The sequence below is a fragment of the Simplicispira sp. GW247-4R2A genome, assembly GCF_059424465.1.
In genome coordinates this window covers 1-25155 of sequence record NZ_JBWKZM010000012.1, presented here as the reverse complement: position 1 = coordinate 25155, position 25155 = coordinate 1, and the positions used below count along the sequence as shown (strand labels likewise).

Here is a 25155-nt window from a genome sequence, read left to right as displayed (position 1 = left end):
AAATAGCCTCAGAGCTTGATGCAGACATTCTTGAGCTCGGTGTAGAACTCCAGCGAATGCACGCCGCCCTCGCGCCCGATACCCGATTGCTTGGAGCCACCAAAGGGCGTGCGCAGGTCGCGCAGGAACCAGCTGTTGACCCATGAGAGCCCCACCTTCATGCGCTGCGCGACACGGTGCGCCCGCGCCAGGTCGCGCGTCCAGATGGCGGTGGCCAGGCCGTACACGTTGTCGTTGGCCTTGGCGAGCACCTCGTCTTCGGTATCGAAGGGGGCGATGTGGCAGCAGGGGCCAAAGATCTCTTCCTTGATGACGCGCGCCGTCTCGGGCAGGCCGGTCCAGATCGTCGGCTGAATCCACGAGCCCCCCGCATGCGCCGGCCCCATGTCGGGCACGCCGCCGCCGGTGACCACCGTGGCGCCCTCTTCCACTGCAAGCTTGTAATACGACAGCACTTTGGCCTGGTGCTCCTTGCTGATCAAGGGGCCCATGCCGACCGCGGCGTCTTCAGGTACACCGATCTTCATGCCCTCGGCGCCTTGCTTGAGCGCAGTGACGAACTTCTCGAAGATCGGGCGCTCAACATAGACCCGCTCAGTGCCCAGGCAGACCTGGCCACAGTTGACGAACACCGAGCGCAGCGTGCCCTCGATGGCGGCGTCAAAGTCGCAATCGGCAAACACGATGGCCGCGTTCTTGCCGCCCATCTCCAGGCTCACGGGGCGCGCACCGTGGGCGGCAGCCTTCATGATGGCCTCGCCTGTGCGCGTCTCGCCCGTGAAGGTGATAGCGTCCACGCCGGGGTGCGTGGTGAGGAATTCACCCGCCGAATCAGGGCCAAAGCCGTGCACGACGTTGTACACACCGGGCGGAATACCGGCCGCGTTCATCACTTCACCCAGCAAGGCGGCGGTCTGCGGCGTTTCTTCCGAGGGCTTGACGACCACGGTGTTGCCGCAGGCCAGCGCCGGGCCCACCTTCCAGGTCATCAGCAGCAGCGGCAGGTTCCAGGGGCAGATCACGCCGACCACGCCGACTGGCGTACGGTAACCGTAGTTGATGGCGCCGCGCCCGTCGGGCGTTGCGGTTTCGAAAAATTCGGTGGCGACGTTCTTGACGACGTCGGCAAACACCTTGAAGTTCGCCGCGCCGCGCGGGATGTCGATGTGGCTGGCCAGGCTGCGGGGTTTGCCGGTATCGGCGCACTCGGCATCCAGAAATTCATCGAAACGTTGGTTGATGCCGTCGGCCAAAGCGTGCAGGCGCTCGACTCGCTCAGCCACGCTCATCTTGCCCCAGGGACCCTCAAGGGCAGCGCGGGCGGCAGCCACCGCAGCGTTGACCTGCGAGCGATCGGCCTCATGCACCTTGGCAATCACGGCGCCGGTGGTCGGCGAGTGCTTGTCGAACTGGCGCTCGCTGCCGAGGTATTCGCCGTTGATGAAGTTTTGGATATTTTTCATGGGTTCTATTCAATAGAAGGTTCAGGGGCTCCAAGCCCCAAGGCGCACAGGCCCGCACGGGCAATCGCCTCGTCCTGCGCTTCGCTGCCACCCGAAACACCGATGGCGCCAATGCGTTCGCCGCCTTCGATTGCAGGCAGGCCACCGCCAAAGGCAATAAAGCGCGGGCGCAGCACCAGGCCTTCGCGGACGGCGGGCGAATGCCCCGCCAGCACCGCGCGCCACTGCGAGGTTGCCAAGCCAAAGCTCGCCGCGGTGTAGGCCTTGTCGATGGCGATGTCCACCGAGTGCAGCGGCGCGCCCGTCATGCGCACAAAGGCCGCCAGCACCCCTGCCGCATCGACCAGCGCCACGTTCACCGCAACGCCCATCGCCGCCGCTTGCGCCGCGGCTGCACCCGCGGCTGCGTGCGCAGCCTGCCAGGTGATGCAGCGCTGCACGGTGCTGTGCAGGCCTACCGAAGTGGGGGTGGGCTCAGGTGTAGACATCGGTGAACGAGGTCACAAGCTCGCCCGTGTGGTAGAAAATTCCACTGCCCAGGCGGTCTTCGGTCCAGGTGGTCACGGGGCGGTCAGGCTGCGCCAGGTAGCCCAGGCCGGCAAAGGTTTCGTTGCGGTTGCCACTCGGGTCGAAGAAGTAAATCGTCTCGCCACGCGTGATGCCATGGCGGGTGGGCGCCACATCGATCTTGACCTTCTTCTTGGCCATGATGTCGGCGGCCTTGAGCACGTCGTGCCACGAATCGAGGAAGAAGGCAATGTGGTGCAGGCCGCTGACCGGGCCGCCGACGAAGGCAATATCGTGCGGCGTGCTGGTGCGCGCCAGCCAGGTGGCGGCCTGCATGTCGCCGTTGGGGCCGACCAGGATTTGCTCGGTCAGGAAGAAGTCCAGGCACTCCTTCATGAAACGCGTGTTGTCCTGTACGGTATTGATGCCGGCCTCAGGATTCATCTCGCACATCAGCAGGCAGTGGTCCAGCCAGTGCGCGCCGGCACCCCGGATGCCGTCCGGCCACGGATCGGGGTTCGTGGTGCCCACATCGGTGCCTGCATATTCCTTCATCGCATACAGGCGCATTTCGTGGCCGCTCGGCAGGTTGAACTGCAGCATGCGACCGGTGGACGGCAGCGCGCCTTCCGCCAGCATGGTGGTCTTGATGCCCCAGGCTTCAATGCGTGTCTGAAGGGCCTCCAGATCGGCGTCGTCCTGCACCTTGTAGGCCACATGGTTCAGGCCCGCGCGGTCGCTGGGGCTGAGGATGAGCGAGTACTTGTCCCACTCGTCCCAGCACTTGAGGTACACGTTGCCGGCCTTGTCCTTCATGACGGTCTTGAGGCCCAACACGTCCTCGTAATGCCTGACGGCAGCCTCGATATCCATCACGCGCAAACTCGCGTGGCCCATTCGCAATACACCCATGTCTGTCTCCTTCGGTTGGTGAATCAATCGGTCATTCGGTTGGGGGCGCACCGCTGCGCTGCGGCCCAGAAGAAAAAGGCTTGCACAGCCTGCCTGCCACTTCGAGCCGCACCGCTTCGGTGGGCGCCACCCGGCAGGCCAGGGTGTATCCGTCAGCCTCTTCGGCCAGGCTCACATGGGCGCGGCTGACTGGCCCGATCGGCTGCACCGTGCCCTCGAGAATCCGCACCTTGCACACGCCGCAGCCGCCGTTGACGCAACCCACCGGAATGCCTTTGCGGCCCAGGCGCAACATGCCGGCCAGCAGGCTCTCTGTCGTGGCGCAGACGTAGCACTCGCCGGTCTGTGCGACGCTCACGCTGACTTTTGGCCGGGTATCAAAAAGCATGGCTACGACTCCCTCAGACGCGCTTGAACAGCGGGCTGCGTGCGCCCTGTGCGTCAGCAGCCGAGAGGAACTTCTCGGTATAGATGTCGCGCTCGAACAAGCGGCCCTGCATCAACGCACCGATGCAGGCTTCAATCATGGGCGGCGGGCCGCAGAGGTAGGCCTTGTGGCCCGCAAAGCCGTCTTTGAAATGTGCCTGTGCCGCCTGGTGGACAAAGCCACGTGCACCACTCCAATCGTGGCCTTCACCCACCTCGGAGAGTGCCGGGACATAGGTGAAATGCGGGTGCTGCTCGGCGAGCGCGCGAAACTCCGCGTCGTAGTACAGCTCTTCGGCTGAGCGCTGTCCATAGACCAGGGTGATGGGCTCGGTGGCGCCGCTTGCCAGCAATTCAAGAATCATGGCGCGCGGGCTCGACAGCCCCGACCCCCCGGCCATGAAGACCATGGGCATGGCGGCCGAGCGGCGCACAAAGAAGCGCCCATACGGCCCGGCCAACTGCACACGGTCGCCTTCCTTCAAGCTTTGGTGCAGCCAGGTGGTGCCGGCACCGCCAGGCACCAGGCGCACATTCAATTCAATTTCACTGCTCTGCCCATCGGGCCCCGGAGCATTGGCAATCGAAAAGGCGCGGCCACCTTCGACGCCAGGAATCTGGACCTGCACATACTGACCTGCCTGGTAGCGTATGGGCGTGCTCAGGCGCAGGTGCAGCGCCTTGATGGTCGGCGTCAGCGGATCAATGCGCACCACGGTGGCGGCAAAGTCGCGCACGGGGATGGTTTGCGCATCAGGCTCGTCTTCCATGTCGGCTTCGACCGTCACATCGGACAGCAGCGTGGCGCAGCACGCCAGCGCCATGCCATCGTCACGCTCCATCTCCATCAGCGCAAAGGGGTTGGCCGGGCCTAGGTCGACCTCGCCTTCGGTGACCTGAATCTTGCAAGTACCGCACAGGCCATGGCCACAGGCGTGCGGGATGTACAGCCCGGCGCGCAAAGCGGCGTCGAGCACGGTCTGGCCGTCTTCCACGTCAATGGTGGCGCCCAGCGGTTCAAGCGTCAGTTGGTGGCTCATGGCATGTAGGGCTGGCGGACTGGTGACAGGACCGCCAGAGCCCTCTCCTCAATGGTTAGCTAAACGATCCCTGGATACCGGTCAGGCCGGGCGTGCGAAAGCGGATCGCATCCTTGTGCTTGAGCCCATTGGCTTCCAGAGATTTGGCGGGGTCGGGCTTCCAAGCCTGGCCCGACTTGAACCATTCCACCTTGTCCCAATCGATGCGTCCGAAATCGGGGTGCGCGCCGTACACGCCAGGCAGCACCGCCTGCACCAGGGCGCCAAACGGCGTTTCGGCGGGCAGCGGCAGGGCCACGGGCGAGCAATACATCAAGTGGTCTTCCCAGCCGATGTACAGCAGCGGCGCCGGGAAATTGGCGCGCACATCCTTGGCAGGAAAGTCGTAGGGCTTGAGGGCTTTGACACTCATGGCTTGGCTCCTTGTGCCGTGGCATCGGCAGGATTGGCCGGCACGGGGTCGCCGCGCCAGGCGGCAAAGTTCTTCTGGTCTTCCGAGCCTTCAAAATCGAAGTTGTCGCGGCCGACTTCCATCTGGTACCAGTCGAGCACGGCCAGCAGCGGATCAAAACCTTCGGCGGTGGGATCGACATCCGGCTTGAAGCAGTGGCCCTGGTAGATCTGGTGCACCGGCAACCAGGCCTGGATGTATTTCTCGGGCTCGTGGTCGAAGATGTCCTTGCAGCCATCGCTGCAGAAGTGGTACTTCTCACCCGCGTGCTCCGACTCGCGGTAGCAGATCTTGGTGGGGTCGCCCGGCTCGGTGAAGCCCATAGGAATCTGGCAGGTCGTGCACAGCATAGGCAGCGTGCTGTTGTAGAAGCGCTTGCCCGCTTGCTGTTGCTCGCGGTAGTGCTCCAGGCGGGGGCGGTAGTACTTGTCGAACGTATCCGGGTACTTCTCGCTGAGCCACTGCATTTCTTCTTCCTTGGGCACCCAGGTGTGGAAGGTGGCGGCGGCGGTGTAGTTGTAGAAGATGTTCCAGGCCTGGTGGCTGATGTGGTCCTTGCCCTCGCAGGCCATCTTCCAGCCGAGTGGCTCACGGATGCCGTAACGCGCCAGGTCGCGGAACAGCGCGCCGCCGTTTTCTTCCGCATACATCTCCCAGGCTTCCTTCCAGCTCATCACCCGCTTGGGCAGCATGTAGTCCTGCATCATGGCCACGAGCGTCAGCACGCGGTAGCCGCGCCAGAACCATTTGTCGATCCAGCCCTGCACGATGGGCACGTTGGCCGGGTCTTGCTCCAGCATGAACTTGATGCACTCGATGCCCAGCGTCATGTGGCGCGACTCATCGCTCTGCGCCGAGAAGCCGAAGGTGACGGTGGACAGGTCGCCGTTGTGCGCGGCGCCCGACATGAAGGGCACGAAGAGCAGGTTGGTCAGCACGTACTCGAACGAGAAGCTCACTGCCGTGAGGAACTCGAATGGCCCGGCGGTCAGCGCATCCTCAAAGAACGACTTGGGCACCGACAGGAACCAGACCCGGTCAAACCAATGGCTGCTGTTGTGCATGCCGTTGAAGTACTTGTTGTAGTGCGACAGCGCGTGGGTTTCGGTCTGGAAGTGGCGCAGCTCGTCGATCGACTGCATCTGCGCCGCCACCCGTGCACCCGGACCGGTGAAATGCCGGCCAGCGTGCGCGAAACCCCGGTGCGCGTAGTACTCGAGCGGCACCACGCCCTGAATGAAGAGCTTGAGCGCGTTGATGTAGCGCGCATCCGAGACGCCCAGCTGGCCATTGTTCTGTGCAAAGGCCTCGATGACGGCGTAGAGCTTTTTCTCTTTTTCGCCCTGGTACTTCCAGTAGGCATCCATGGTCAGGCGAAACGGGTCTTCCCACTTGTCCCAATCGTGAATCTTGATGCCCTCGTACTTGTCGTACGGGAACACCTTGTCCATCGGCTGGTAGGTCGTGTCCCAACCCAGGCCGCGCGTCATGGCGGTGTAGCGGTCTTTCAGGCCGAGTTTCTTTTTGCTGACAGGGGCGTCCATCGGTGTCTCCTTGTGTGCTTATGGGGTACTGGTGGGGGGCTTAGCCGAGCCAGCTGAGCGAGAGCTCGTCGTCGTCTTCATCGACGTTCCCGGACAGGGTGACCAGGTTGACCTGAATCTGCTGCAGATCGAACGGGCGGCCCACGATGTCTTCAATCGTGGCGCGGCGAATGACCATGCGGCCGGGGGCGTCGAGCTTCACGAGGCCAGGCGAATGCACTGCTGTGGCCTGTGGGTTGTCGGCGAGGATCGCCTCCACCACGGGGCGGGACTCTTCGTTGTCCTGAAAGGCAATGAAGACCTTGGAAATCACGGCTGTTGTCATGGGTGTTCCTGGCTGAAGGGCTTAGACATCGAGGCCGGCCTTGCGGGCGCGGGCGTCGAGCGACTCACGAACGGTTTGCAGCGCGTCCAGGCCCTGCGCTCCCAGAGCAAGCTCGGCCACTGGAGCAAGCGCCGCCTGGGCCTGAGCGGCATAGGCCTGGTACCAGCCACTGATCAGCGAGCGATTGGCCTCGGACTCGGCAGCCGCCACCTTGACCACCGCATCCACCCAACGTGCCGACTCTTCGTGCCATTCGGGGATGAAGGCCGTGAGCATGGACACCGCCGTGCCGCCGTGCGGCGCCAGGTAGTCGTCCACGAAGTGCTTGTAGATCAGCGGGTACAGCAAGCCATCGAGCGCCAGGTTCTGCGCCACGAACAATTCAAACGGGTCCTGCACCACCAGGGTGTCTTCCACCAGTCGGCGCAGCGCCTGCCAGCGGGGGTGCTCCAGCCAGTCCTTCTTGCCCGCATCCAGGGCGCCTGGTTCTTCGAGCGCCAGTCCTAGACGCGTCAGGTACTGCGCCACGCCGAGCTGGTCCATGGCGTGCAGCATGGCCGGCGCCGTGAAGGCGGTGCCATAACCACGCGCGCACACCTGGGTGTTGTTCATGTTGCCGCCCCAGGCCACATGGCGCAGGGGCAGCAGCACCTCACAGGCCTTGGCACGCAAGGCGTCGGGCATTTTTGCCGCCAGGCCGCGCAACTCGACGAACTGGTAGTTCGACTCCATCGCGTCCTGCTGGCGCGCCCGGGCGATGGTCCAGTTGGCGTAGTAGTACTGGCGTGGATCGCGCAGCACGTACCAGTCGGCCAGCTTGACCGCTGTGCGACCGGTGTCGAACAGCTCAAACTCAGGCTCCCAGGTGGGTCGGTAATGGAAATTCGCCGTGGGCTGCACCCCCAGCGTCGCCTCCTGGTAGCGCGAAGCGGTCTTGTCGCCAATGTAGGCGGCCACGCGGGCAAAGGTGTGGCGCTGCGGCTCGATAGCCCTCGCCTGCAAGTCGATATTCATCTGGTTTGTCTCCTCAAACGGTAGGGAAATTCGTGCCTGGAGCGGCAGCGTCGAGCCTGCGCACCTGGTGCGTTTGGCAGAACGCATCGAAGTCCTGGTGTGGCAGCATCAGCTCCACCACCAGCTCCGGCCAGCCGATCGAAAACTCGAACTCAACAAGGCCGTTGTCGCGTCTTCTCAATACACGGATGAAGCGCTTGGTCACGTCACACTGCGGACTGTTGGTGGCGAGCGATTCGGTATTCATGGCGGACTCCCTGGATTGGCTTTGCCCATTCGTTATTGCACGGGCTGTGCCAGATATCGATAAAAATGTCTCATTGGGGAAAATTCAAGGGTTAACACTTAGCAAATGGAAGCATTCCAGCTGCCGGGCCTTGTTTTTGGTCTTTTCTTTTTGGAAATCGCCAAAAATTGCGGCATTGCAGCATCATGAATTGATGAAAACGTAGAATTTCGATAGATCAAATGATGAATTCCTGGGCGAGGCAGGCTAAATAAAGCCCACAGATCAAATTTATTTATCGATAATTAAGGCATGTCCTCTTCTGAGATCCCCCCACTCCCCTCAGACACCGATCTGCGGCGCCTGGTGCATTTCTCGGCCGGCGACGGGCGTATCTGGCTGTCGGGCCAGCGCATGCTGCTGGTCCACGCCGCCGCATTCGGAGCCATGCGCAGGGAGTTGATGGCCACCCTCGGGCCGCTGCAAACGCGGCGCGTGCTAATGCGTGCCGGCTATGCCTCAGGTGAGCGCGATGCGCTGCTGGCGCGCCAAGTGCGCCCCGACGCGGCGCTGTTCGACACCTTTGCCGTCGGGCCACAACTGCACATGCTTGAAGGCGCAGTGCAGGTCACGCCTCAAACATTCGAACTGGACGAAGCAGCCGGCCATTTCCTGGGGCGGTTCCGCTGGGACCACAGCTGGGAGGCGGAATCACACACACGCGATTTCGGCCCTCAGCAATCCCCTGTTTGCTGGATGCTGCTGGGCTACGCCTCGGGCTACACCAGCGCGTTCTTTCGCCGCTCGGTGCTGTACAAGGAAGTCCAGTGCACTGCCTGCGGCTGCAGCCACTGCCTGATTGAAGGGCGTTTTGCCGAAGAGTGGCCAGACGCCGCCGCCCTGGCACGTGACTACGACGCCGATTCGGTGCTGGTCAAACTCGACGAATTGCAGTCGCAGGTGCAGTCCCTGCGCACGCAGATGCAGCCAGCGGACGAGCAGGGCCCGCTGGTGGGGCGCTCGCGCGCATTCGAGCAAACCGTGGACCTGCTGCGCAAAGCGGCACAAACCCAGGTCACCGTGCTGCTTACCGGAGAAACCGGTGTCGGCAAGGAGCGGTTTGCCCGCGCCCTGCACAGCATGGGCTCCCGCGCCGACAAACCGTTTGTGGCCGTGAACTGCGCTGCACTACCGGCCGAGCTGGTCGAGAGCGAGTTGTTTGGCGCCGAAAAAGGCGCCTACACCGGCGCGGGCGCCGCGCGCATCGGGCGGTTCGAGCGTGCGCACGGCGGCACCCTGATGCTGGACGAACTTGGCGAGCTGCCGCTGTCGGCGCAGGCCAAGCTGCTGCGCGTGCTGCAAACCGGGGAAATCGAGCGCCTGGGCGGCACCGAGGCGCGCAAGGTGGATGTGCGCCTCGTTGCCGCCACCAACCTCGATCTGGAAAAGGCGGTGGAGGCCGGCCACTTCCGGCGCGATCTGTTGTACCGCCTGAACGTGTACCCGATCCGCATCCCGCCACTTCGCGAGCGCGCCGACGACATCGAAGCACTGGCCATGCACCTGCTGCAAAAGTACGCGGTTCGCCACGGCAAACGCATGCTGGGGTTTTCCGACCGTGCTCTGCTGGCCATGCGCGCCCACAGCTGGCCAGGCAACGTGCGCGAGCTGGAGAACCTGATCGAGCGCGGCGTCATCCTCACGCCCTCAGACGACAACGTGGAGGCCGAGGTGCTGTTTCCACATGTCACCCTGCAAGCGGGCGCCACCATCAACGACGCCGGCACGCTGGAGCGCGCTGCCGCGCCCACGGCACAGACAGTGCAAATGTACGACGCGCTACAAGATAGTGGCCTGACCCTGGAGGCACTGGAAGACACCCTGATTCGCGAAGCCGTTGCACGTGCTGGCGGCAACCTCTCGGCCGCCGCACGTGCACTGGGGCTGACGCGCCCACAGTTGAGCTACCGCCTGGCGCGCCTGCAAGAGCGCGCGCAAGTCTGAACGTCTAGACCCCTACCATGGCCAAACGCCCCTTTTTACAAGTTCTCGGAACAGACGCGGGGTTGTCCGATGATGGCACGGCCACCTCGCGCACCCTGATCGAGCAGACCTACGCCGAACTGCGCAACGACATCATCGAAGGCCGGCTGGAGCCCGCGAGCAAACTGCCCATCGAGCACCTGCGCGTGCACTACGGTGTGAGCGCAGGCACGCTGCGCGAGGCGATCACCCGTCTGGTCAGCGATGCGTTGGTGACCACCGAAGGCCAGAGGGGCTTTCGCGTGGCCCCGATTGCCATTACCGAGCTGGAAGACCTGACACGCCTGCGCGTGCAACTGGAAATCGAGACCTTGCGCCTGTCGATTCGCCACGGCGGCAGCGCCTGGCGCGACGGTCTCGCAAAAAGCTACGAGGCTATTTCAGCACTGGAGCAACCTATAAAACCGGTCTATCGGCGCCAATGGGAAGCGCTGAACGTGCAGTTCCACGATGCCCTGCTGGCCGGCCACCACTCACCCTGGACGCAAAAGGTGCTGCGACTTCTCTCCCGCCACAGTGAGCGCTACCGGCGCTACGCCATGGGGCTGGCCAACTCGGCGCGCGACGTGCACGCCGAACACACACAGATCTTTGACTTGGCCATGGCGGGCCACGAAGCGCGTGCGGCGCTGGCGCTGGAGGCGCATATCCGCGCCACACCAGATCTGCTGGCACAGGCGCTGCGCAGCGGCGAACTGGTGCTGCCGACAGGCGCATGCCGCGACCTTGCGGCCAATCAAACGGCCGCCTGATACCGCGCCTTGGCGTGGCAAGAGGCTGTTGCCCCCCTATCCCCACGACGCAATTTGTCTGTCTGAATGCACGCCGTAGCTACACCGCAGGCACTGCGTAGCCACTGCTGTCGGCAAATACAACGGTGCCCTCACCATCGAGCCGAAAACTGCCAGCCCGGTATTCGCTGCGCAGGTGCGCCTGCACGCGTCCAAAGGCCATATCCACGGCACCTGCCACGGCCACCCCAACGGCTACCACCGCATGGCGCGACAGTGCCATTTGCTGTTCCAGGTCCTTGAACGCCAGCAGGGATTTGGCATGTGCGCTCTGCGCATTTTTTAACGACGCCTGTGCACGGCTGAGCAAGCCCTTGGGATCGCCCACGGCAGTCAGATGGGCGATCAACTTGTGCAAGCTCTCCTGCGCAGCAGTTTCCTTTTCCATCTGCTGTTGCAAGTCGTGGCAGCGTGCATCCAGTTCGGGGTTGGCACCAAGCACCAGCTTGGTGATACCCCCGCTGGGCGAACCCACCAACGGCGCCTGGATCAGCATCATGGCCGTGGCACAACCGCCGATCAGCCGCCCGCGCTGGGGTGCGCTGGCGCCGATCACGATCTGGTTGAGCGATTGCAACTCACATTCCAGCGCCATGTCGCCGATGGCGATGGAAGTGCCGGCATACAGCTGCGCGGCCTCGGCAAAGCGCGCGCTGATAGTGCCTGCAGCGCGCAGCATGGCGTGGGCAATGACGCCGCCCGTGACCTTGATGTCGCCCCCGGCTTGCAAAATGCCGCCATCGACCATGCCCCCGACAAGGATGTCGCCGCTCGCTTGCACCCGCATGCCTTGACCAATTTCACCATCGACCTGCACCGTTCCGTCGTAATGGATGTTGCCGGTGTCCATGTTGACCTCTGCAAGTCGCAGGATCGGTTCGACCATCACACCGCCGTGCACCCGAACCGGATGACCGGTCTGGCTGGCCTGGAGCAGATTGGGGTCTTCGTCGGACACCTTGGCACCCGTCAGTTGGGCCGCAAAGGGCTCGTCCAGCCCAGGCTTGGCCGACAGGGTGTCGCCGCGCACGGTAAACCCCGGAACGCCCGGCGTTGCCGGCTGGCGGCGCATCAACAAGGCACCGGTGTGCACCATGACGATGTCCCCATGCTCACGGTAGTCGATGAAGCCGCTGTCATCGAGCTTCGGGGCGCGGTCGGGAGCGGCGGGAATCAGTTCCTCGAACGCTGCATCGTGGCCATTCTGCACCAGCGCACCACGCGCCACCACAACGGCTTCACAGGCTTGGGCCACGACCGCCTGGGCGATTGCCACCTCATCGATTCCGGCCACCACGCCCGCAAGCATGAGGCCATGGCGCACGTCCTCAACTGTTGCCGGTGCACCGCCGCGCGCTGGCTTGATGTCGAGGCTGGCAGACATGGCATCCGTGGCGATATGGACCACCACCGTGGCATCACAGCGCTCTGCAACGGGTAGCGAGAAGGGCGCAGACGCAGCCCTCGCATCCTTGGCGGCACGCTCCAGCGCCTCGTGGTGAAACAAACAGTCCCCATAACCGTCGCGCACCAGCCAATCGCGCAGCGCCGCTGCGTCAATGTCGCCCCGGTCTTCCAGAGGCTGGACGTGAAGCAGGATGCTGCCGCCGGACTCGCTAAGCGCCATGCCAACAAAATCCATAGTCGATCGCCTCCATCCAGGCAGGTGCCTTGCCTGTGATCGCATCGTTGCCGTAGGAACTGCGATCCGGGATTTATCGCTGCGAAAGGTCTCGTCCGCTATCCCAGAAAGGCAATGCTGCTACTGCGCTTATAGCGCACTCAGGGCACTTGGGGAATGCGCAAAATCCGCTTGCAGACGGCAAGGGAATGCATACGAATTTGGAACATGCCCACAACCTCAGGTCAGCAGGCTTGCCTCCAACCAGCCGCGCAGGTGGTTGAGGAACGCCCAGGCCTGAATGCGGGGAACCTCTTCCAGACGCACCGTCGCTTCCTGTACCCGGCCTGCTTCCAGTGCCAGGGCGCGGCCCACACCGGGCAGCAGACCGCACGCGAGCGGCGGCGTGACCCACCGACCGCCGAGCAGCATGGCGACATTGCCGCGCGTGCATTCGGTGATTTCGCCTGCCGCGTTGTAGAGCACGGTGTCGAACACGCCGGCATCCTGCGGCGCAAACGCCTCGTAGTGTGCACGCCGGGTGGTCTTGTAGCGGACAAATTCACCATGCGCCTCGGCCAGGGGCCGGCTGGCCAGTTGCAGGCGCACCGGTTGGTGCGTTTCCCGCAGCGCAAACGCCTCGGTGCACGCCACGCCATCGGCGCCGAGCAGCAGCCGTACGCGCCAGGCGCCGTAGAGATGCTGCAAGGCCACAATTTGCAGATCCTGGCGCACCGCGTGGGCGTTCCAGGGGAAGCCGAAATGCGCCGCCGCCTCGCCCATCCGGGCCAGATGGCGGTCTGCCTGGTGAAAACTGCCCTCCTCCAGCAACAGCGTTTCGAGCAGCTCGAACGGGGCGCTGGCACGCTCCAGGAATGCGGCTTTGTAAAGCCACTCCTGCCATTCGGCATCCGGCTGCGACCCAGCCGTAATGCCGCTGCCCACGCCAAAGCGCAGCTCGCCGCCTGAGAGCACCGGCGTGCGGATGGGCACATTGAAAGTGGCATGCACGCCGCCCTGCGCACCAGGGCGCACGACACCCAGGGCCCCGCAATAGAGGCCGCGCGGGCCGGATTCCAGTGCCTGGATGGCGGCCATCGCTGCCGCCTTGGGCGCTCCCGTTACCGAGCCACAAGGGAACAGCGCAGCAAACACATCGGACAGGCGGGTACCGGTGCGCGTGCGTGCCTGGACATCGGAGGTCATCTGCCACACCGCTGGCAGCGCCTCGGTGTGGAACAGCCTGGGCACCTGCACGCTGTGCGGCTCGGCAATACGCGAAAGATCGTTGCGCAGCAGGTCCACGACCATGACGTTTTCCGCGCGCTCCTTGGGCGACGCGCGCAACCGAGCGGCTTGCGCGGCGTCCTGCTCCGGCGTGGCGCCGCGCGGCGCCGTGCCTTTCATGGGGCGGGTGAGGATATGGCCCACTTCAGCGCTACCGCCGCTCTCCCAGTCAAAGAACAATTCAGGCGACACGGACAGCACCTGCTCGCCTCCCATGTCCATGCAGGCCGCGTAGCCGCCGGGCTGCGCACATTGCAGCGCGGCGAACAAGGCTGAAACCGCCTGCACGCCGCCGCCGTGCAGCGTGGCCCGAAGCATGGCGGTGTAGTTCACTTGGTAGCAGTCGCCGGCAGCTATGGCATTCCCAATGGAAGCCAATGCTTCATCGAAGCGCGCACGATCTGGCGGCGCCTGCCAATCCAGCGTGGGCGCATCTGCGATCGCCGACGCGCCCGGCCAAGGCAGCGGCGCATCGTGCACGGCAAACCAGGCCAGTGGGCCGTCGGCAGGGTGGGTCTTGAGCGCGGCGTCTAAGGCTGGCGCCGCCTCGTAGCGCACGCCTCCGACGCACCAGGCGCCAGCTTCGGCAGCAACCTGCACCGCGTCAAGCACGCCGCGCACCTCCTCTGCCCGCCGCGCTATGAGCAGATCCCGTGGCGCCCCGAACGCGTGGCGCAGGCGCGGGGCACTGGCGTCACGGGGGTTGGCGAAGTCAAGCAGAGTTTTAAGTACCAAATTGACCTCCAGCGCTTTATTGATCTGCGCTGTCAGCTATCAAAAAAATAGTAAAACAAAGCCAGGGGCACTCAGGCTGCCCCGATGTTGGGCACCAGCCCCGCCACTGGCTGGCCCTTCTTGAGCGCGGCGGTAAAGGCCAGCATGCGATCGATCGGCAGGCGCGCACGCGGAATAATGGCCGGATCGACATGGATGGTGTTGCTGCCCGTCTCCAGCACCTGGGCCACGCCTGCCAGGCCGTTCATCGCCATCCAGGGGCAGTGGGCGCAGCTCTTGCAGGTGGCGCTGTTGCCAGCGGTGGGTGCTTCGTAAAACACCTTGCCGGGGTTGAGCGTGCGCAGCTTGTGCATCATGCCGTTGTCGGTGGCGACGATGAACTCGGTGGCGTCCATCTCCTGCGCAGCTTTCAAAATGCCCGAGGTAGAGCCCACGGCGTCCGCCAGGGCAATCACGTCCGGTGGCGATTCAGGGTGCACCAGCACCTTGGCGCCGGGGTGGTCTTTTTTCAGCGCTTCGAGCTCGAAGGCCTTGAACTCGTCGTGCACGATACAGGCGCCGTTCCACATCACCATGTCGGCGCCCGTTTCACGCTGGATATAGGCGCCCAGGTGGCGGTCGGGCGCCCAGAGGATTTTCTGCCCGGCATCTTTCAGGGCGCGCACGATGTCGAGCGCGCAACTCGACGTGACCAGCCAGTCGGCCCGTGCCTTCACCGCCGCGCTGGTGTTGGCATAGACCACGACCGTGCGGTCCGGGTGCTGGTCACAAAACGGGCTGAAGGCTTCGATGGGGCAGCCCAGATCAAGCGAGCAGGTGGCGTCCAGATCGGGCATGAGCACGGTTTTCTCAGGCGAGAGGATTTTCGCCGTCTCCCCCATGAAGCGAACGCCCGAGACGACCAGCGTCTGCGCGGCGTGGTCGCGGCCAAAACGCGCCATCTCCAGCGAGTCGCTGACGATGCCGCCGGTCTCCTCGGCCAGATCCTGTAGGTCGGGGTGCACGTAGTAGTGCGACACCATGACCGCGTTCTTTTCCTTGAGCAGGCGGCGGATTTTGTCCTTGGTCGCTGCGCGCTCGTCCGGCGTCAGCTCGGCGGGCACGCGCGCCCAGGCGTGTTTGGTGGAGCAGACCGCGCCGTCCGTGCCCTCGCGGGGCTGCTCGTACTCGACCTCTTTAATGGCAATAACAGGATTCATTTCAGTGCTCCAGAGTGCGTCGCTGCGCCCGCCAAACGTCGAAGTTGCAGAGCCAAGGCCAGCGGACGCCGTGCAAGGGCCGCCCCGCCGCACTGGCGTCGTCCCCCTTCCCGCGCAGCGAGAGAAGGGGGAAGGCACCGAAGGCGACGCAGGGGGTTGTTCACCATACTTCTATGCGCATCGAAAAATCCGTGGCTTTGACGTCCTTGGTCAGCGCTCCGGTGGAGATGCGGTCGACCCCGGTTTCTGCAAGCGCACGCAAGCCATCGAGCGTGACGCCGCCCGAAATTTCCAGAATGGCGCCTCCGCCCGGGTGTGCGGCATTCATGCGTACCGCCTCATGCAGCGTGGCGAGATCCATGTTGTCGAGCAGCACCATGCGCGCGCCGGCGTCCAGCGCTTCGCGCAGCTGCTCCAGGGTTTCGACCTCGATTTCGATGAATTCGGCACGCGCGGCCACCTCGGCGGCAGCGCGCAGCACGGCGGCAACGCCACCGGCAGCGGCAATGTGGTTTTCCTTGATCAACACCGCATCGTGCAGGCCGATGCGGTGGTTGGTGCCGCCGCCGATCCGCACCGCGTATTTCTGCGCAATGCGCAGGCCGGGCAAGGTTTTGCGCGTGTCCACGATGTGGGCCTTGGTGCCGGCCACTGCGTCCACGTAGCTGCGTGTCTTGGTGGCCACGGCCGAGAGCATCTGCAGAAAGTTGAGCGCCGTGCGCTCGGCGCTGAGCAAGGCGCGGGCGTCGCCCTGCATCGTCAGCACCACCTGGTCCGCAGCGCAGCGCCCGCCCTCGGCCACATGCCAGGTGAGTTCCACGGCCGGGTCGAGCGTGCGCAGCGCGGCCTCGGCCCAGGGGGCGCCGCACAGCACAGCCGCCTCGCGCACCAGGATGCGGGCGCGCACGCGCCGGTGGGCAGGCACCAGGCCCGCAGTCAGGTCGCCGGCGCCCAGGTCTTCCTGCAGCGCACGGGCCACGTCCAGCAGCACCTGCGCGCGCAGCGGGGCTTCAAGGGTGTCCAAAGGAGAGTTCATGGGTGCCAAGCATAGCGCCGGCTGCGCGCTGCATCCGGCTGCCAGCCAATAGCTGCACAAAGCGCACGACTACACTCCCGGGTCCATCCTTTCAGCGCCGCCAGCCATGACCGAACCGCTTGCCCCGCCTGTCCAGCCCGCAGGCACGCCCTACGGCACCCTGCCTCCCGCATCGCCCCTGCCCCAGCGCCGCCCGGTCAGCCTGCCGCGCCTGCAGCAGATGCGCGAGGCCGGCGAGAAGATCACCATGCTGACCGCCTACGACGCCACCTTTGCCGCGGTGGCCGATGCCGCAGGCGTCGAATGCCTGCTGGTGGGCGACTCGCTGGGCATGGTCTGCCAGGGCCTGCCCAGCACCGTGGGCGTGACGCTGGAGACCATGGTCTACCACACGGAGAGCGTGGCGCGCGGCCTGCACCGGGTGCAGGGCACGGCCTGGCTGATTGCCGACCTGCCCTTCGGCAGCTACGCCGAAAGCCGCGAACAAGCCTTGCACAGCGCCTGCGCCCTGATGCGCGCCGGCGCGCACATGGTCAAGCTGGAGGGCGGCGGCTGGACGGCCCCCACGGTGCAATTCCTGGTGGAACGCGGCGTGCCCGTCTGCGCCCACCTGGGCCTCACGCCCCAGACCGTGCACGCCCTGGGCGGCTACCGCGTACAGGGCAAGACCGACCAGGCCGCCCAGGCCCTGCGCCGCCACGCGCGCGAACTGCAGGATGCCGGCGCCGCCATGCTGGTGCTGGAGATGGTGCCGGCGCAACTATCGGCCGAGCTGACGAGCGAACTGACCCAGTGCGCCACCATCGGCATCGGCGCCGGCAAGGGCACTGCCGGCCAGGTGCTGGTGCTGCACGACATGCTGGGCATGAACCTGGGAAAGATGGCGCGTTTCGTGCACAACTTCATGCAGGACGCCGGCAGCATGCGCGGCGCCATGGAGGCGTACGTGGCCGCCGTCAAGGCCCAGACCTTTCCCAACGACGCGCTTCACGCCTGGTAAAACGCCTGGCCCTACACCGCCCCCTTTGCCGATTCTTCCCATGCACATCGTCCACAGCATTTCCGACCTGCGCGCCGTGCTCGGCCCCCTCGGTCGCCCCGCCTTTGTACCCACCATGGGCAACCTGCACGACGGCCACATTGCCCTGGTGCGCCGCGCCGTGCAACTGGGCGAGGTGCCGGTGGCGAGCATTTTTGTGAACCGCCTGCAATTTTTGCCGCACGAAGATTTCGATAGCTACCCGCGCACCTGGGACGCCGACTGCGAGCGCCTGGCCGCAGCCGGCTGCCAGGTGCTGTTCGCCCCGCGCGAGCACGATCTGTACCCCGAGCCGCAAACCTTCACGGTGCAGCCCGATCCGCAGCTCGCCAACCTGCTGGAAGGGGAATTTCGCCCTGGTTTCTTCACCGGCGTGTGCACGGTGGTGATGAAGCTGTTTTCCGCCGTGTTTGCCGGCAAGGCGGGCGGCGCCGCCGTGTTCGGCCAGAAGGACTACCAGCAACTGATGGTGGTGCGGCGCATGGTGCAGCAATTTGCGCTGCCCATCGACATCGTCGCGAACCCCACCGAGCGCGCACCAGACGGTCTGGCGCTGAGTTCCCGCAACGGCTACCTGAGCGCACTGGAGCGCACGGAAGCCGTTGAATTGTCCAAGGCGCTGCGCAGCCTGGGCGAAGCAGCAAAGGCGGCCGGCGATGCCCTGCCCGCACAGCGCGAGGCGCTGGAGCAAGCGGCGCGTGCGCAGCTCAATGCCCGCGGCTGGCAAACGGACTACCTCAGCGTGCGCCGCCGCAGCGACCTGCTGGTGCCGCAGCCGGGCGATGCGCTGGTGGTACTGGGCGCCGCCCGGCTGGGCGCCACGCGCCTCATCGACAACCTTGAAATCTAAGGCAATGCTGAACAAGTCCCTCACGCGCCGCGCATCCGTCCCTCGGGCGGTCTGCGGCGTTGCCAATCCTCGCCATAGCTACAGCTATGACTGCAGTTTGCGCCTTGCATCCCATCCCGATGCACGGCGCGCGCCATTGCAGTGACTGATTCAGAATCGCCCTAAGCCCGACACACCTTCATGGACCCCATGTTTCTTTTTCTGCTGCTGGGCAGCGGCGGCCTGCTGATGGCCAATGGCCACCAGCAGCGCCAGCGCATTGCCCTGCTCGCCCACCACCTCGGCCCGCTGCAAATCGAAAAGCTGATGGAAACGCTGACGCAGGGCTATTTGCGCGCGCTGGGCGAGCGCGACCCCACGCGCCAGGCGCAGATATTTGCCGTGCTGGAGGGCAGCGAAGCGCAGCTCGCCACCCAGTTCGCCCAGCTGGCGCGTGAATTTGCCGCCGTGCCCGCCGCCCAGGCGCGTGCCAGCACCCTGCCGTTCTCGATGCCCTGGGCCAGCACCCTGCTGCCGCGCGCCAGCTTTGATATGCGCAAGCTCCTGGCCGTGCACGCCAATGGCATCGCACGTGCCCTGCGCACCGATGCAGCGCGCTCGCCACGCGACCGTGCCTTTTTGATCTCTGCCGAACTGTTTCTCATGCAACACAGTTGCCACTGGTTCTGCAAGTCGCGCGCGGTGGCGTCGGCGCGCATGGTGGCGCGGCACCACACGCCCCACGCCCAACTGGTGGCTTCGGTGTCTGCCGAAACACGCAGCGCCTACCGGGCGCTGACCGGCAGCTAAAACGGCTGCCCACAGGCATGGCGACTTCGCCGCCCTCGCGCCCACACCGCGTGCAGCCCCAGGTGCGGCGCAGCGCCCGGCCAGCGCCTGCCGCGCCGCGCCTGATCCTGCTCAACAAGCCTTTTGGCGTGCTGAGCCAGTTCAGTGGAGATGGCACGCACCAGACCCTGAGCGACTTCGTGGATGTCCCCAACGTCTACCCCGCAGGCCGGCTGGACCGCGACAGCGAAGGCCTGCTTCTGCTGACCAACGACGGCGCCCTGCAAGCGCGCATTGCCGACCCGCGCCACAAACTGCCCAAGACCTATTGGGCGCAGGTAGAAGGAGCGCCCAGCGAAAAGGCCTTGGCCCAGTTGCGCGCCGGCGTGCTGCTGAACGACGGACTGACCCGCCCTGCCGAGGCAACGCTACTGCCCGAGCCCGCGCTGTGGCCACGCGACCCACCGATCCGCGTGCGGGCGCAGATCCCGACGCACTGGATCGCCCTCACCCTGCGCGAAGGCCGCAACCGCCAGGTGCGTCGCATGACCGCCGCGGTGGGCTTGCCTACGCTGCGCCTGGTGCGGGTACAGATCGGGCCCTGGTGCCTGGACAACCTGCCGCCAGGCAGTTGGCGCGACGGCGATCTGCCCCGAGTTTGATACCGGGTTTCTGCCGTGGTCCACAGAAAAAACTATTAAAAATATAGCTTGATACGCTTGCTATATAAGCGCCAGAGCCCTATTTGACCAAAAATTCCCCGTCAACCCGCCCGACTGCTTTCCCCCTGCACGGCAGCTTCAGTGGCTCATGGCAATGGCAAGGGTGGCGGTAGGGGTGTGCGCTATAGTGCCAGCGTCTTCAGGGCGGGGTGCAATTCCCCACCGGCGGTAGGCGGCACACAGGGCAACCTGGTGGCCGCGAGCCCGCGAGCGCCCTGGCCGCCTCCAAGCGGCCAGGGGTCAGCAGACTCGGTGCGACGGGGCAATGCCCCGTCCAGTCCGAGGCCGACGGTCATAGTCCGGATGAAAGAAGATCCGCCAAGCACCTAGGTGCCTGGCGACGTACCCGCGCGCGGCCTGGTCTGCACGCGGGTGCTTCTTGCATGCCTTGAAGCGTTTTCTGTCACTTTCAGGAGCGTTTCATGATTCAACTTACCCCATCGCCATTGGCCGGCGCAGACCACACCACGCTTGCCGCAGAGCCATCGCTGGCACCGGTCGCCGACGTCATCGGCGCCATCCGGGCAGGACAGCCCGTTCTGGTGCTGGACGACGCCAACCGCGAAAACGAAGCCGACCTGATCTGCGCTGCAGAGCGGATCACCGAAGCCACCATGGCCTTGATGATCCGTGAAGGCAGTGGCATCGTCTGCCTGTGCTTGCCGGCTGGGCATGCCCAGCAGCTCGGTCTTCGGCCCATGGTCGAGGTCAACCGTTCGGCGTTCTCCACGGCCTTCACCCAATCCATCGAAGCGGCGCACGGCGTGAGCACCGGCGTGTCGGCCGCGGACCGGGTCCAAACCATTCGCTGCGCACTGCGCCTGCCAACACCGGGCACTGCCCCAGAAATCGTCAGCCCCGGCCATGTGTTTCCGCTGGTGGCGCGCCCCGGTGGCGTGCTTGAGCGCACCGGCCACACGGAGGCTGCCGTAGACCTGGTCCGCTGGGCAGGCCTGCAACCCGCAGGCGTACTGTGCGAACTCATGAACCCCGATGGCAGCATGGCGCGTGGCGCGCAGGTCGCCCAATTCGCCCACACACATGGTCTGCTGTGCACTACGGTACAAGCACTGGTCGCATTTGCCCAGTCCCACTCCACCCCGCAATGCCCTACCATCCGGTTTCGCTCTCAAGGCACCACTTTTCGAGAAATCCCATGAGCTCTTCCAACGATCGCGTCGTTTACAGCACCGAGCATGTGCTGACCAGCCTGTGCAATTCGGTCACCCGTGTGCTCACCGTGGCAACCCAGAGCCAGATTCAGTACTCGGCCATGGTGCAGCGCATCACCAAAACCTGCCTGCGACCCGACATTGGCTGCTTCGTGCTGTTTGATGGCGGTTTCTCAGGCCTGATGGTCATCAACTTCTCGGCACAGGCGGCGATGGAGCTGTATTCCAGCTACCTCCTGAGCATGGGCATGTCCAAGGACGAGCTGGCACGCTCCTATACGGCCGACGAAGTGAGCAACGTCATGGGCGAGCTGATGAACCAGGTGGCCGGCGACTTCACCAGCAAGGTGCGGCGCGAGCTGCAAACCCACATCACACAAAACCAGCCCAAGATGCTGGTGCTCAACAAACAGGTCATGCTGAGCGTGGACGCCAACCTCGACCAACCCGAGGCGCGCCGCGTGACCTTCTACACGGGCAACAACAACATCTTTTACCTGGAGCTCGCCATCGACCGCACCGAGTTCATCAAACTCTACGACTTCGAACCCCAGGCACGGGCCAATCCCGATGAAGTCATGGCCGAAGCCAACGCGCCGCGCGAGCTCGCCCCACCGCCGCCGCCCGACAGCGACACCGATGAGCTGCTGCGCTCGCTCGGCATGTAAACGCGCCGCGGCCCGCTAGAATGCGGGCCTGCCATGGGAGACTTGGGTGAGTGGTTTAAACCAGCAGTCTTGAAAACTGCCGACGGGCAACCGTCCGTGAGTTCGAATCTCACAGTCTCCGCCAATATTAAGCCTAAGTGATTGATTTACTTAGGCTTTTTTCTTTGTCTACTTTTTGACCCCCATGCCGTCCCCCGCATTTCTCTGGTATTTGGCGGGACCTCTTGAAATCATTTGACACAGATTTCTGAAGGCTCAGCGGGCTGACTGCAGCGCAAATCCTGCCATCCAAGTGCCTGCAGCGCCACGGGCTCAAGGCGTATGCCTAGTCCTTCGGGGCCATTTCGCCGCTCTGCAGTTGCACAGTCTCACGTTCAACGTGACGGCCCCAGCAACCCCGTGCACCGCCCCTCAGAATCGCACAGAGAGCGCGAGCCATCCACCCTCTCGCGCAGCGTCACCAGCTCCCCCTTGCGCAGACTGGCCCCCTCCTGCAGCGAATAGAACCCCACATCGGTTTCCACCAATGCCCGGGTGAATAGGCCCCCCTTGAGCTTGACCCGCAGCACCTGCCCGGCAGCCGTCTCCTTTTGCACGCTTCCACCACGCTCATGGGTCAGCCACCACATCGGGCTCAGCACCAGCGAGATCGCCAGCATGGCCAGCAAGCCGATCCCGATCAACTGAATCAAGGCGAACAGGCCGCTCAGTCGGGCCATCGCCCTGTGCAGGCGCCCGGTACGCGCAGCACCTGGGCGTTTGTCGTTGTTTGGACCTTCGGCTTTGTCTTCGCCGTCGATTGCGTCGTTGGGTTTGATCGTCATTACGGTCCTTCCTTGATTGGTTGAGGGGCTGGGGCCAGCGCACAGGGACAGGGCGCTGCTTGTGTGCCCCTGAATCGGCAGACCTGCCCCATGCCCCGTAGAGACAGGCCATCTCTGGCTCCGGGCAGCGATCGCTCAATCCTCGCCGTCGCACTCACCCTGCGGGTCGAGCAGCCAGTACCAGTCCTTGGCGAGCGGCTGGTACACATGGGCCTCCAGACGCTGCAGGGTGCGGCATTTGCCCGGTGCAGAAGAGTCGCTCGCCTGCAGGTGCGTGAGCAGATGCCGGGCGCCGCTGGCAAGCACAGCTCCTACCTCCGTCTGCACCGCCACCAGCTCCATCTCTTCCTGCACTTCCCGCAGGAGGAGCTGGAGCGCATGGCGCTCGCGCTGCAAGCGCCTGAGCGCAGCCTCCACATGGGCCGCCCAGGTGGCAAGCGAAACACGTCCCTCCCAGTGGATCCCGGCCAGCTCCAGGTCCTGCACCAGCTGCGCGGGAAGTGGCTCAGCCAGAATATGGGTGCCGGGTGCCTGTGCAAACAGCGCCCGAACGCCACGCGCGACCTCCAGCACCGCCTGGATGCGAAACCCTACGGTGGACAGCGCCAACTGCTCGCGCTCAAGGCGGCGCTCCAGGATGGTCTGGTCCAGCTGGCGCAGCTGGGCAGAGAGTTCGGAATTGAGCAATGCCGGAAGGATGGAATCGGCCACCTGGGCATGCAGGCCGCCGAGTGCGCAGGCCAGGGCAGCCTGGGAACCGGCCAGGCCCGAGTCCTCCCAGCAGATGAACTCGGGCTCTTGCAGGGGAGCCACGGGGCTGCTGCGCAGGACGGACGATACAGAAGGTGCGGGGCCTTGCGTGCCCGCGTTGGAGGAAAGAGAAGTTGCAGTAGGTTTGATCGTCATGATGGTTTTCATGTGAGTCTGGATGCCACCCGGTCAGACCATCTGGTCGGGTTGGCAATACCAAGATCTCATGGAAATCGGCGAAGTCAAATCGGAGCAATGCACCGCAGCGGCCACGTAGAACCGGTCCGCCATCGGAACGCTAGTCGAGCAATCAAGCTGCTTCACTATTGCTCCGCCCCATGAAGTCTCAACCGGCGGCATATTTGACCCTGGGATCTTGGAAGTAGCTCATCACGCGCTCGGGTGACTTCTCCAACATGGCCATGTGCTCGTTGGCTGCATCGCGCAGCTTGGCCTCGGTCCTCACCGGTACACGCTTGCCCATGGCCTGCTTGAGGTCGGCGTTGAGCCGCTCCTCTGGGTTGAGCTCCGGGCTGTAGCTGGGTAGGTAGAACACCTCAATCTGGTTTGTTCGCTCGGCCAGCCAAGCCTTGACGGGCTTGCTGTGGTGAACCCGCAGGTTGTCCAGAATCAGAAACACCTTCTTGCCCGCGTCCTTGATCAGCGCCTGCAGGAACTCGATGAGCTTGTCACTGTTGAAGGTCTCGTCAATGATCATCCAGCGCGCCTTACTGCGCACGTCACGCATGCGTGCAACGACAGGAGGCAGGGCTTTTAGATGGCCCCTTCTGATGGCTGCAGATGGGGAAGCAAGTCTGAGCTAAAATTACAACTTATCTCAGGCATCCTGCTATCATTAACTGGCGGAAAATCTACTTGGAACCACCATGGATGCACTCAACGACGGCTCGCCTAGCTTGGAAAAGAACCGCCCGAGCGGCATCTGCTACCTTATCGGCCGACTCGACCATGCACTGAACCGCCGCATCCGCGATGCCCTGACCCCGCTTAATCTGACGGTCAGCCAATACACGGCGCTGTCCTTTCTCGAGTCGCAGACGCAAATCAGCAATGCACAGCTCGCCGAGCGCTCGATGATTTCGCCGCAATCGGCCAATGAAATGGTCAAACTGATGGAGAAGAAGGGTTGGGTCGAACGCCAGCCTGACGCCACGCATGGCCGCATCGTCCGCCTGAGCCTGACCGCTGCCGGCCAAGCTCTGCTCGACCAAGCTCACCACCATGTCTCGCGACTTGAATCCGGCGTGATGACCAAGCTGACATTGACCCAGCGAAACGCGCTACACCAGAACCTGAGGCAGGTCCTGCACGCTCTCAGCGCGATTATGATGGACCCGGACCTCAGTGATCAGGTTAGCAACGGCACCCGAAGCGCGCGGCAAAACGCAGCTCTATCGCTCCAACGTCTTGATGGACGCTCCGGGCTTTAGGATTTATCCGTAAATAATATTAACTGGCAGCTCGATCTTGCGCAGGGCGATGATGGCTGCAGCGAGGTGGTTGAGCGCCAGGAACGTGTGTTCGAGCTTTTCGTAGCGCACCAATAATTTCCTGAATCGGTTGAACCAGCCATGGCAGGCCTCGACCACCCAGCGGCGTGCCTTCTTATTGGGGTCTCGCTTTTTCTGGGCCGCTTCGCTCTTGCGGCTGACCACATGCGCAATGTAGCCATGGGCCAGGATCACGACCATGGCACCTTTGCCACGATATCCTGCATCGGC

27 protein-coding genes, 1 tRNA gene, 1 pseudogene and 1 riboswitch are annotated in these 25155 nt (G+C 64.2%); of the genes and pseudogenes, 11 read left to right on the top strand and 18 right to left on the bottom strand.

Translation table 11 applies throughout. The annotated features are described in order from the left end of the window. Positions 1-8 precede the first annotated feature (8 nt). From AC07ZH_RS09830 to AC07ZH_RS09785, 10 genes are read right to left on the bottom strand one after another with little or no spacing between them, the layout of a single operon-like run. Entirely contained in the window at positions 9-1463 is a 1455-nt protein-coding gene (locus AC07ZH_RS09830; RefSeq protein WP_495199572.1) for a 2-hydroxymuconic semialdehyde dehydrogenase, read from the bottom strand. Between the two features lie 5 nt (positions 1464-1468). Continuing rightward, positions 1469-1951: a GlcG/HbpS family heme-binding protein gene (locus AC07ZH_RS09825; RefSeq protein WP_495199571.1), complete on the bottom strand. Its 483-nt coding sequence runs from the start codon at positions 1949-1951 to the stop codon at positions 1469-1471. Next, the gene (locus AC07ZH_RS09820; RefSeq protein WP_119108271.1) at positions 1938-2882 is read right to left on the bottom strand and encodes a catechol 2,3-dioxygenase; all 945 of its coding nucleotides are present in this window, start codon (positions 2880-2882) and stop codon (positions 1938-1940) included. The genes AC07ZH_RS09825 and AC07ZH_RS09820 overlap by 14 nt, the downstream gene beginning before the upstream one ends. Positions 2883-2913: 31 nt before the next feature. Next, on the bottom strand, positions 2914-3270 hold the full coding sequence (locus AC07ZH_RS09815; RefSeq protein WP_119108272.1) for a 2Fe-2S iron-sulfur cluster-binding protein: 357 nt from the start codon (positions 3268-3270) through the stop codon (positions 2914-2916). Between the two features lie 13 nt (positions 3271-3283). Continuing rightward, positions 3284-4348 carry an NADH:ubiquinone reductase (Na(+)-transporting) subunit F gene (locus AC07ZH_RS09810; RefSeq protein ID WP_495199570.1) on the bottom strand — a complete coding sequence of 355 codons (1065 nt, stop codon included), beginning with the start codon at positions 4346-4348 and terminating at the stop codon, positions 3284-3286. A gap of 55 nt (positions 4349-4403) precedes the next feature. Beyond that, positions 4404-4760, bottom strand: coding sequence for a phenol hydroxylase subunit P4 (locus AC07ZH_RS09805; RefSeq protein WP_495199569.1), 357 nt, complete (start codon positions 4758-4760; stop codon positions 4404-4406). After that, on the bottom strand, positions 4757-6343 hold the full coding sequence (locus AC07ZH_RS09800) for an aromatic/alkene/methane monooxygenase hydroxylase/oxygenase subunit alpha (RefSeq protein WP_119108275.1): 1587 nt from the start codon (positions 6341-6343) through the stop codon (positions 4757-4759). The genes AC07ZH_RS09805 and AC07ZH_RS09800 overlap by 4 nt, the downstream gene beginning before the upstream one ends. 40 nt (positions 6344-6383) lie before the next feature. Then, positions 6384-6653 carry an MmoB/DmpM family protein gene (locus AC07ZH_RS09795; protein WP_119108593.1) on the bottom strand — a complete coding sequence of 90 codons (270 nt, stop codon included), beginning with the start codon at positions 6651-6653 and terminating at the stop codon, positions 6384-6386. Positions 6654-6689: 36 nt separating this feature from the next. Next, positions 6690-7682 carry a ferritin family protein gene (locus tag AC07ZH_RS09790; protein ID WP_495199568.1) on the bottom strand — a complete coding sequence of 331 codons (993 nt, stop codon included), beginning with the start codon at positions 7680-7682 and terminating at the stop codon, positions 6690-6692. 13 nt (positions 7683-7695) lie between these two features. Continuing rightward, the gene (locus tag AC07ZH_RS09785) at positions 7696-7929 is read right to left on the bottom strand and encodes a phenol hydroxylase subunit (RefSeq protein ID WP_495199567.1); all 234 of its coding nucleotides are present in this window, start codon (positions 7927-7929) and stop codon (positions 7696-7698) included. Between AC07ZH_RS09785 and AC07ZH_RS09780 the strand changes: the two genes are divergently transcribed. From AC07ZH_RS09780 to AC07ZH_RS09770, 3 genes are all read left to right on the top strand, one after another. Next, positions 7928-8134 (top strand): hypothetical protein, encoded by a 207-nt coding sequence (locus tag AC07ZH_RS09780; protein ID WP_495199566.1) that lies wholly within the window; start codon positions 7928-7930, stop codon positions 8132-8134. The two genes, AC07ZH_RS09785 and AC07ZH_RS09780, sit on opposite strands and share 2 nt — an antisense overlap. 86 nt (positions 8135-8220) lie before the next feature. Continuing rightward, positions 8221-9912 (top strand): sigma-54-dependent Fis family transcriptional regulator, encoded by a 1692-nt coding sequence (locus AC07ZH_RS09775; protein WP_119108278.1) that lies wholly within the window; start codon positions 8221-8223, stop codon positions 9910-9912. 17 nt (positions 9913-9929) lie between these two features. Continuing rightward, positions 9930-10703: a GntR family transcriptional regulator gene (locus AC07ZH_RS09770; RefSeq protein ID WP_495199565.1), complete on the top strand. Its 774-nt coding sequence runs from the start codon at positions 9930-9932 to the stop codon at positions 10701-10703. A gap of 79 nt (positions 10704-10782) precedes the next feature. Here the strand turns inward: AC07ZH_RS09770 and AC07ZH_RS09765 are convergent, their stop codons facing one another. From AC07ZH_RS09765 to nadC, 4 genes are all read right to left on the bottom strand, one after another. After that, positions 10783-12384 (bottom strand): flagellar assembly protein A, encoded by a 1602-nt coding sequence (locus AC07ZH_RS09765; protein WP_495199564.1) that lies wholly within the window; start codon positions 12382-12384, stop codon positions 10783-10785. Positions 12385-12603: 219 nt separating this feature from the next. Further along, positions 12604-14385, bottom strand: a complete 1782-nt coding sequence (locus tag AC07ZH_RS09760; protein WP_495199563.1) for a chorismate-binding protein — start codon at positions 14383-14385, stop codon at positions 12604-12606. Between the two features lie 71 nt (positions 14386-14456). Beyond that, positions 14457-15584 (bottom strand): quinolinate synthase NadA, encoded by a 1128-nt coding sequence (nadA, locus tag AC07ZH_RS09755; protein WP_495199562.1) that lies wholly within the window; start codon positions 15582-15584, stop codon positions 14457-14459. Between the two features lie 160 nt (positions 15585-15744). Next, positions 15745-16620, bottom strand: coding sequence for a carboxylating nicotinate-nucleotide diphosphorylase (nadC, locus tag AC07ZH_RS09750; RefSeq protein ID WP_495199561.1), 876 nt, complete (start codon positions 16618-16620; stop codon positions 15745-15747). 106 nt (positions 16621-16726) lie between these two features. Here nadC and panB point away from each other — a divergent pair, with 106 nt between their 5' ends. The 7 genes from panB to AC07ZH_RS09715 all read left to right on the top strand — a co-directional run bounded on the left by panB (position 16727) and on the right by AC07ZH_RS09715 (position 21963). After that, the gene (gene panB, locus AC07ZH_RS09745; RefSeq protein WP_495199560.1) at positions 16727-17620 is read left to right on the top strand and encodes a 3-methyl-2-oxobutanoate hydroxymethyltransferase; all 894 of its coding nucleotides are present in this window, start codon (positions 16727-16729) and stop codon (positions 17618-17620) included. Between the two features lie 40 nt (positions 17621-17660). Further along, a complete protein-coding gene (gene panC, locus AC07ZH_RS09740; RefSeq protein WP_495199559.1) occupies positions 17661-18509 on the top strand; it encodes a pantoate--beta-alanine ligase in 849 nt (282 codons plus the stop codon). A 180-nt stretch (positions 18510-18689) separates the two neighbouring features. Continuing rightward, the gene (locus AC07ZH_RS09735) at positions 18690-19298 is read left to right on the top strand and encodes a hypothetical protein (RefSeq protein ID WP_495199558.1); all 609 of its coding nucleotides are present in this window, start codon (positions 18690-18692) and stop codon (positions 19296-19298) included. Positions 19299-19315: 17 nt separating this feature from the next. Beyond that, positions 19316-19939 carry a pseudouridine synthase gene (locus tag AC07ZH_RS09730; protein ID WP_495199557.1) on the top strand — a complete coding sequence of 208 codons (624 nt, stop codon included), beginning with the start codon at positions 19316-19318 and terminating at the stop codon, positions 19937-19939. A gap of 191 nt (positions 19940-20130) precedes the next feature. Then, positions 20131-20318: riboswitch (FMN riboswitch) on the top strand. A 103-nt stretch (positions 20319-20421) separates the two neighbouring features. Then, positions 20422-21159 (top strand): 3,4-dihydroxy-2-butanone-4-phosphate synthase, encoded by a 738-nt coding sequence (ribB, locus tag AC07ZH_RS09725; RefSeq protein WP_495199556.1) that lies wholly within the window; start codon positions 20422-20424, stop codon positions 21157-21159. After that, on the top strand, positions 21156-21839 hold the full coding sequence (locus AC07ZH_RS09720; RefSeq protein WP_119108289.1) for a DUF3334 family protein: 684 nt from the start codon (positions 21156-21158) through the stop codon (positions 21837-21839). Before ribB ends, AC07ZH_RS09720 begins: the two co-directional genes overlap by 4 nt. 36 nt (positions 21840-21875) lie before the next feature. Beyond that, positions 21876-21963 (top strand) — tRNA-Ser (locus AC07ZH_RS09715). Between the two features lie 250 nt (positions 21964-22213). On the opposite strand, the gene AC07ZH_RS09710 is transcribed toward AC07ZH_RS09715, so the two are convergent. The 3 genes and pseudogenes from AC07ZH_RS09710 to AC07ZH_RS09700 form a co-directional block, all read right to left on the bottom strand. Continuing rightward, entirely contained in the window at positions 22214-22663 is a 450-nt protein-coding gene (locus AC07ZH_RS09710; RefSeq protein ID WP_495199555.1) for a hypothetical protein, read from the bottom strand. Between the two features lie 135 nt (positions 22664-22798). Next, entirely contained in the window at positions 22799-23569 is a 771-nt protein-coding gene (locus tag AC07ZH_RS09705) for a hypothetical protein (RefSeq protein ID WP_495199554.1), read from the bottom strand. Positions 23570-23759: 190 nt separating this feature from the next. Further along, a pseudogene (locus tag AC07ZH_RS09700) lies at positions 23760-24149 on the bottom strand (IS630 family transposase); the annotation flags it as partial. 151 nt (positions 24150-24300) lie between these two features. Between AC07ZH_RS09700 and AC07ZH_RS09695 the strand changes: the two are divergent. Beyond that, entirely contained in the window at positions 24301-24864 is a 564-nt protein-coding gene (locus tag AC07ZH_RS09695) for a MarR family winged helix-turn-helix transcriptional regulator (RefSeq protein WP_495199553.1), read from the top strand. Positions 24865-24867: 3 nt separating this feature from the next. On the opposite strand, the gene AC07ZH_RS09690 is transcribed toward AC07ZH_RS09695, so the two are convergent. Beyond that, positions 24868-25155, bottom strand: a 288-nt coding sequence (locus AC07ZH_RS09690; RefSeq protein ID WP_495199552.1) for a transposase, incomplete at its 5' end; no start/stop codon positions are given.

What these genes read in the sequence shown, in the direction of transcription:
- panB (WP_495199560.1), top strand. Translation starts at nt 16,727, where the DNA reads ATGACCGAACCGCTTGCCCCGCCTGTCCAGCCCGCAGGCACGCCCTAC.
- AC07ZH_RS09830 (WP_495199572.1), bottom strand. Translation starts at nt 1,463, where the DNA reads ATGAAAAATATCCAAAACTTCATCAACGGCGAATACCTCGGCAGCGAG.
- AC07ZH_RS09695 (WP_495199553.1), top strand. Translation starts at nt 24,301, where the DNA reads ATGGATGCACTCAACGACGGCTCGCCTAGCTTGGAAAAGAACCGCCCG.
- AC07ZH_RS09790 (WP_495199568.1), bottom strand. Translation starts at nt 7,682, where the DNA reads ATGAATATCGACTTGCAGGCGAGGGCTATCGAGCCGCAGCGCCACACC.
- AC07ZH_RS09765 (WP_495199564.1), bottom strand. Translation starts at nt 12,384, where the DNA reads ATGGATTTTGTTGGCATGGCGCTTAGCGAGTCCGGCGGCAGCATCCTG.
- AC07ZH_RS09820 (WP_119108271.1), bottom strand. Translation starts at nt 2,882, where the DNA reads ATGGGTGTATTGCGAATGGGCCACGCGAGTTTGCGCGTGATGGATATC.
- AC07ZH_RS09780 (WP_495199566.1), top strand. Translation starts at nt 7,928, where the DNA reads ATGGCGGACTCCCTGGATTGGCTTTGCCCATTCGTTATTGCACGGGCT.
- AC07ZH_RS09775 (WP_119108278.1), top strand. Translation starts at nt 8,221, where the DNA reads ATGTCCTCTTCTGAGATCCCCCCACTCCCCTCAGACACCGATCTGCGG.
- AC07ZH_RS09710 (WP_495199555.1), bottom strand. Translation starts at nt 22,663, where the DNA reads ATGACGATCAAACCCAACGACGCAATCGACGGCGAAGACAAAGCCGAA.
- ribB (WP_495199556.1), top strand. Translation starts at nt 20,422, where the DNA reads ATGATTCAACTTACCCCATCGCCATTGGCCGGCGCAGACCACACCACG.
- AC07ZH_RS09815 (WP_119108272.1), bottom strand. Translation starts at nt 3,270, where the DNA reads ATGCTTTTTGATACCCGGCCAAAAGTCAGCGTGAGCGTCGCACAGACC.
- panC (WP_495199559.1), top strand. Translation starts at nt 17,661, where the DNA reads ATGCACATCGTCCACAGCATTTCCGACCTGCGCGCCGTGCTCGGCCCC.
- AC07ZH_RS09825 (WP_495199571.1), bottom strand. Translation starts at nt 1,951, where the DNA reads ATGTCTACACCTGAGCCCACCCCCACTTCGGTAGGCCTGCACAGCACC.
- nadA (WP_495199562.1), bottom strand. Translation starts at nt 15,584, where the DNA reads ATGAATCCTGTTATTGCCATTAAAGAGGTCGAGTACGAGCAGCCCCGC.
- AC07ZH_RS09805 (WP_495199569.1), bottom strand. Translation starts at nt 4,760, where the DNA reads ATGAGTGTCAAAGCCCTCAAGCCCTACGACTTTCCTGCCAAGGATGTG.
- AC07ZH_RS09720 (WP_119108289.1), top strand. Translation starts at nt 21,156, where the DNA reads ATGAGCTCTTCCAACGATCGCGTCGTTTACAGCACCGAGCATGTGCTG.
- AC07ZH_RS09735 (WP_495199558.1), top strand. Translation starts at nt 18,690, where the DNA reads ATGGACCCCATGTTTCTTTTTCTGCTGCTGGGCAGCGGCGGCCTGCTG.
- AC07ZH_RS09730 (WP_495199557.1), top strand. Translation starts at nt 19,316, where the DNA reads ATGGCGACTTCGCCGCCCTCGCGCCCACACCGCGTGCAGCCCCAGGTG.
- nadC (WP_495199561.1), bottom strand. Translation starts at nt 16,620, where the DNA reads ATGAACTCTCCTTTGGACACCCTTGAAGCCCCGCTGCGCGCGCAGGTG.
- AC07ZH_RS09785 (WP_495199567.1), bottom strand. Translation starts at nt 7,929, where the DNA reads ATGAATACCGAATCGCTCGCCACCAACAGTCCGCAGTGTGACGTGACC.
- AC07ZH_RS09705 (WP_495199554.1), bottom strand. Translation starts at nt 23,569, where the DNA reads ATGACGATCAAACCTACTGCAACTTCTCTTTCCTCCAACGCGGGCACG.
- AC07ZH_RS09770 (WP_495199565.1), top strand. Translation starts at nt 9,930, where the DNA reads ATGGCCAAACGCCCCTTTTTACAAGTTCTCGGAACAGACGCGGGGTTG.
- AC07ZH_RS09810 (WP_495199570.1), bottom strand. Translation starts at nt 4,348, where the DNA reads ATGAGCCACCAACTGACGCTTGAACCGCTGGGCGCCACCATTGACGTG.
- AC07ZH_RS09800 (WP_119108275.1), bottom strand. Translation starts at nt 6,343, where the DNA reads ATGGACGCCCCTGTCAGCAAAAAGAAACTCGGCCTGAAAGACCGCTAC.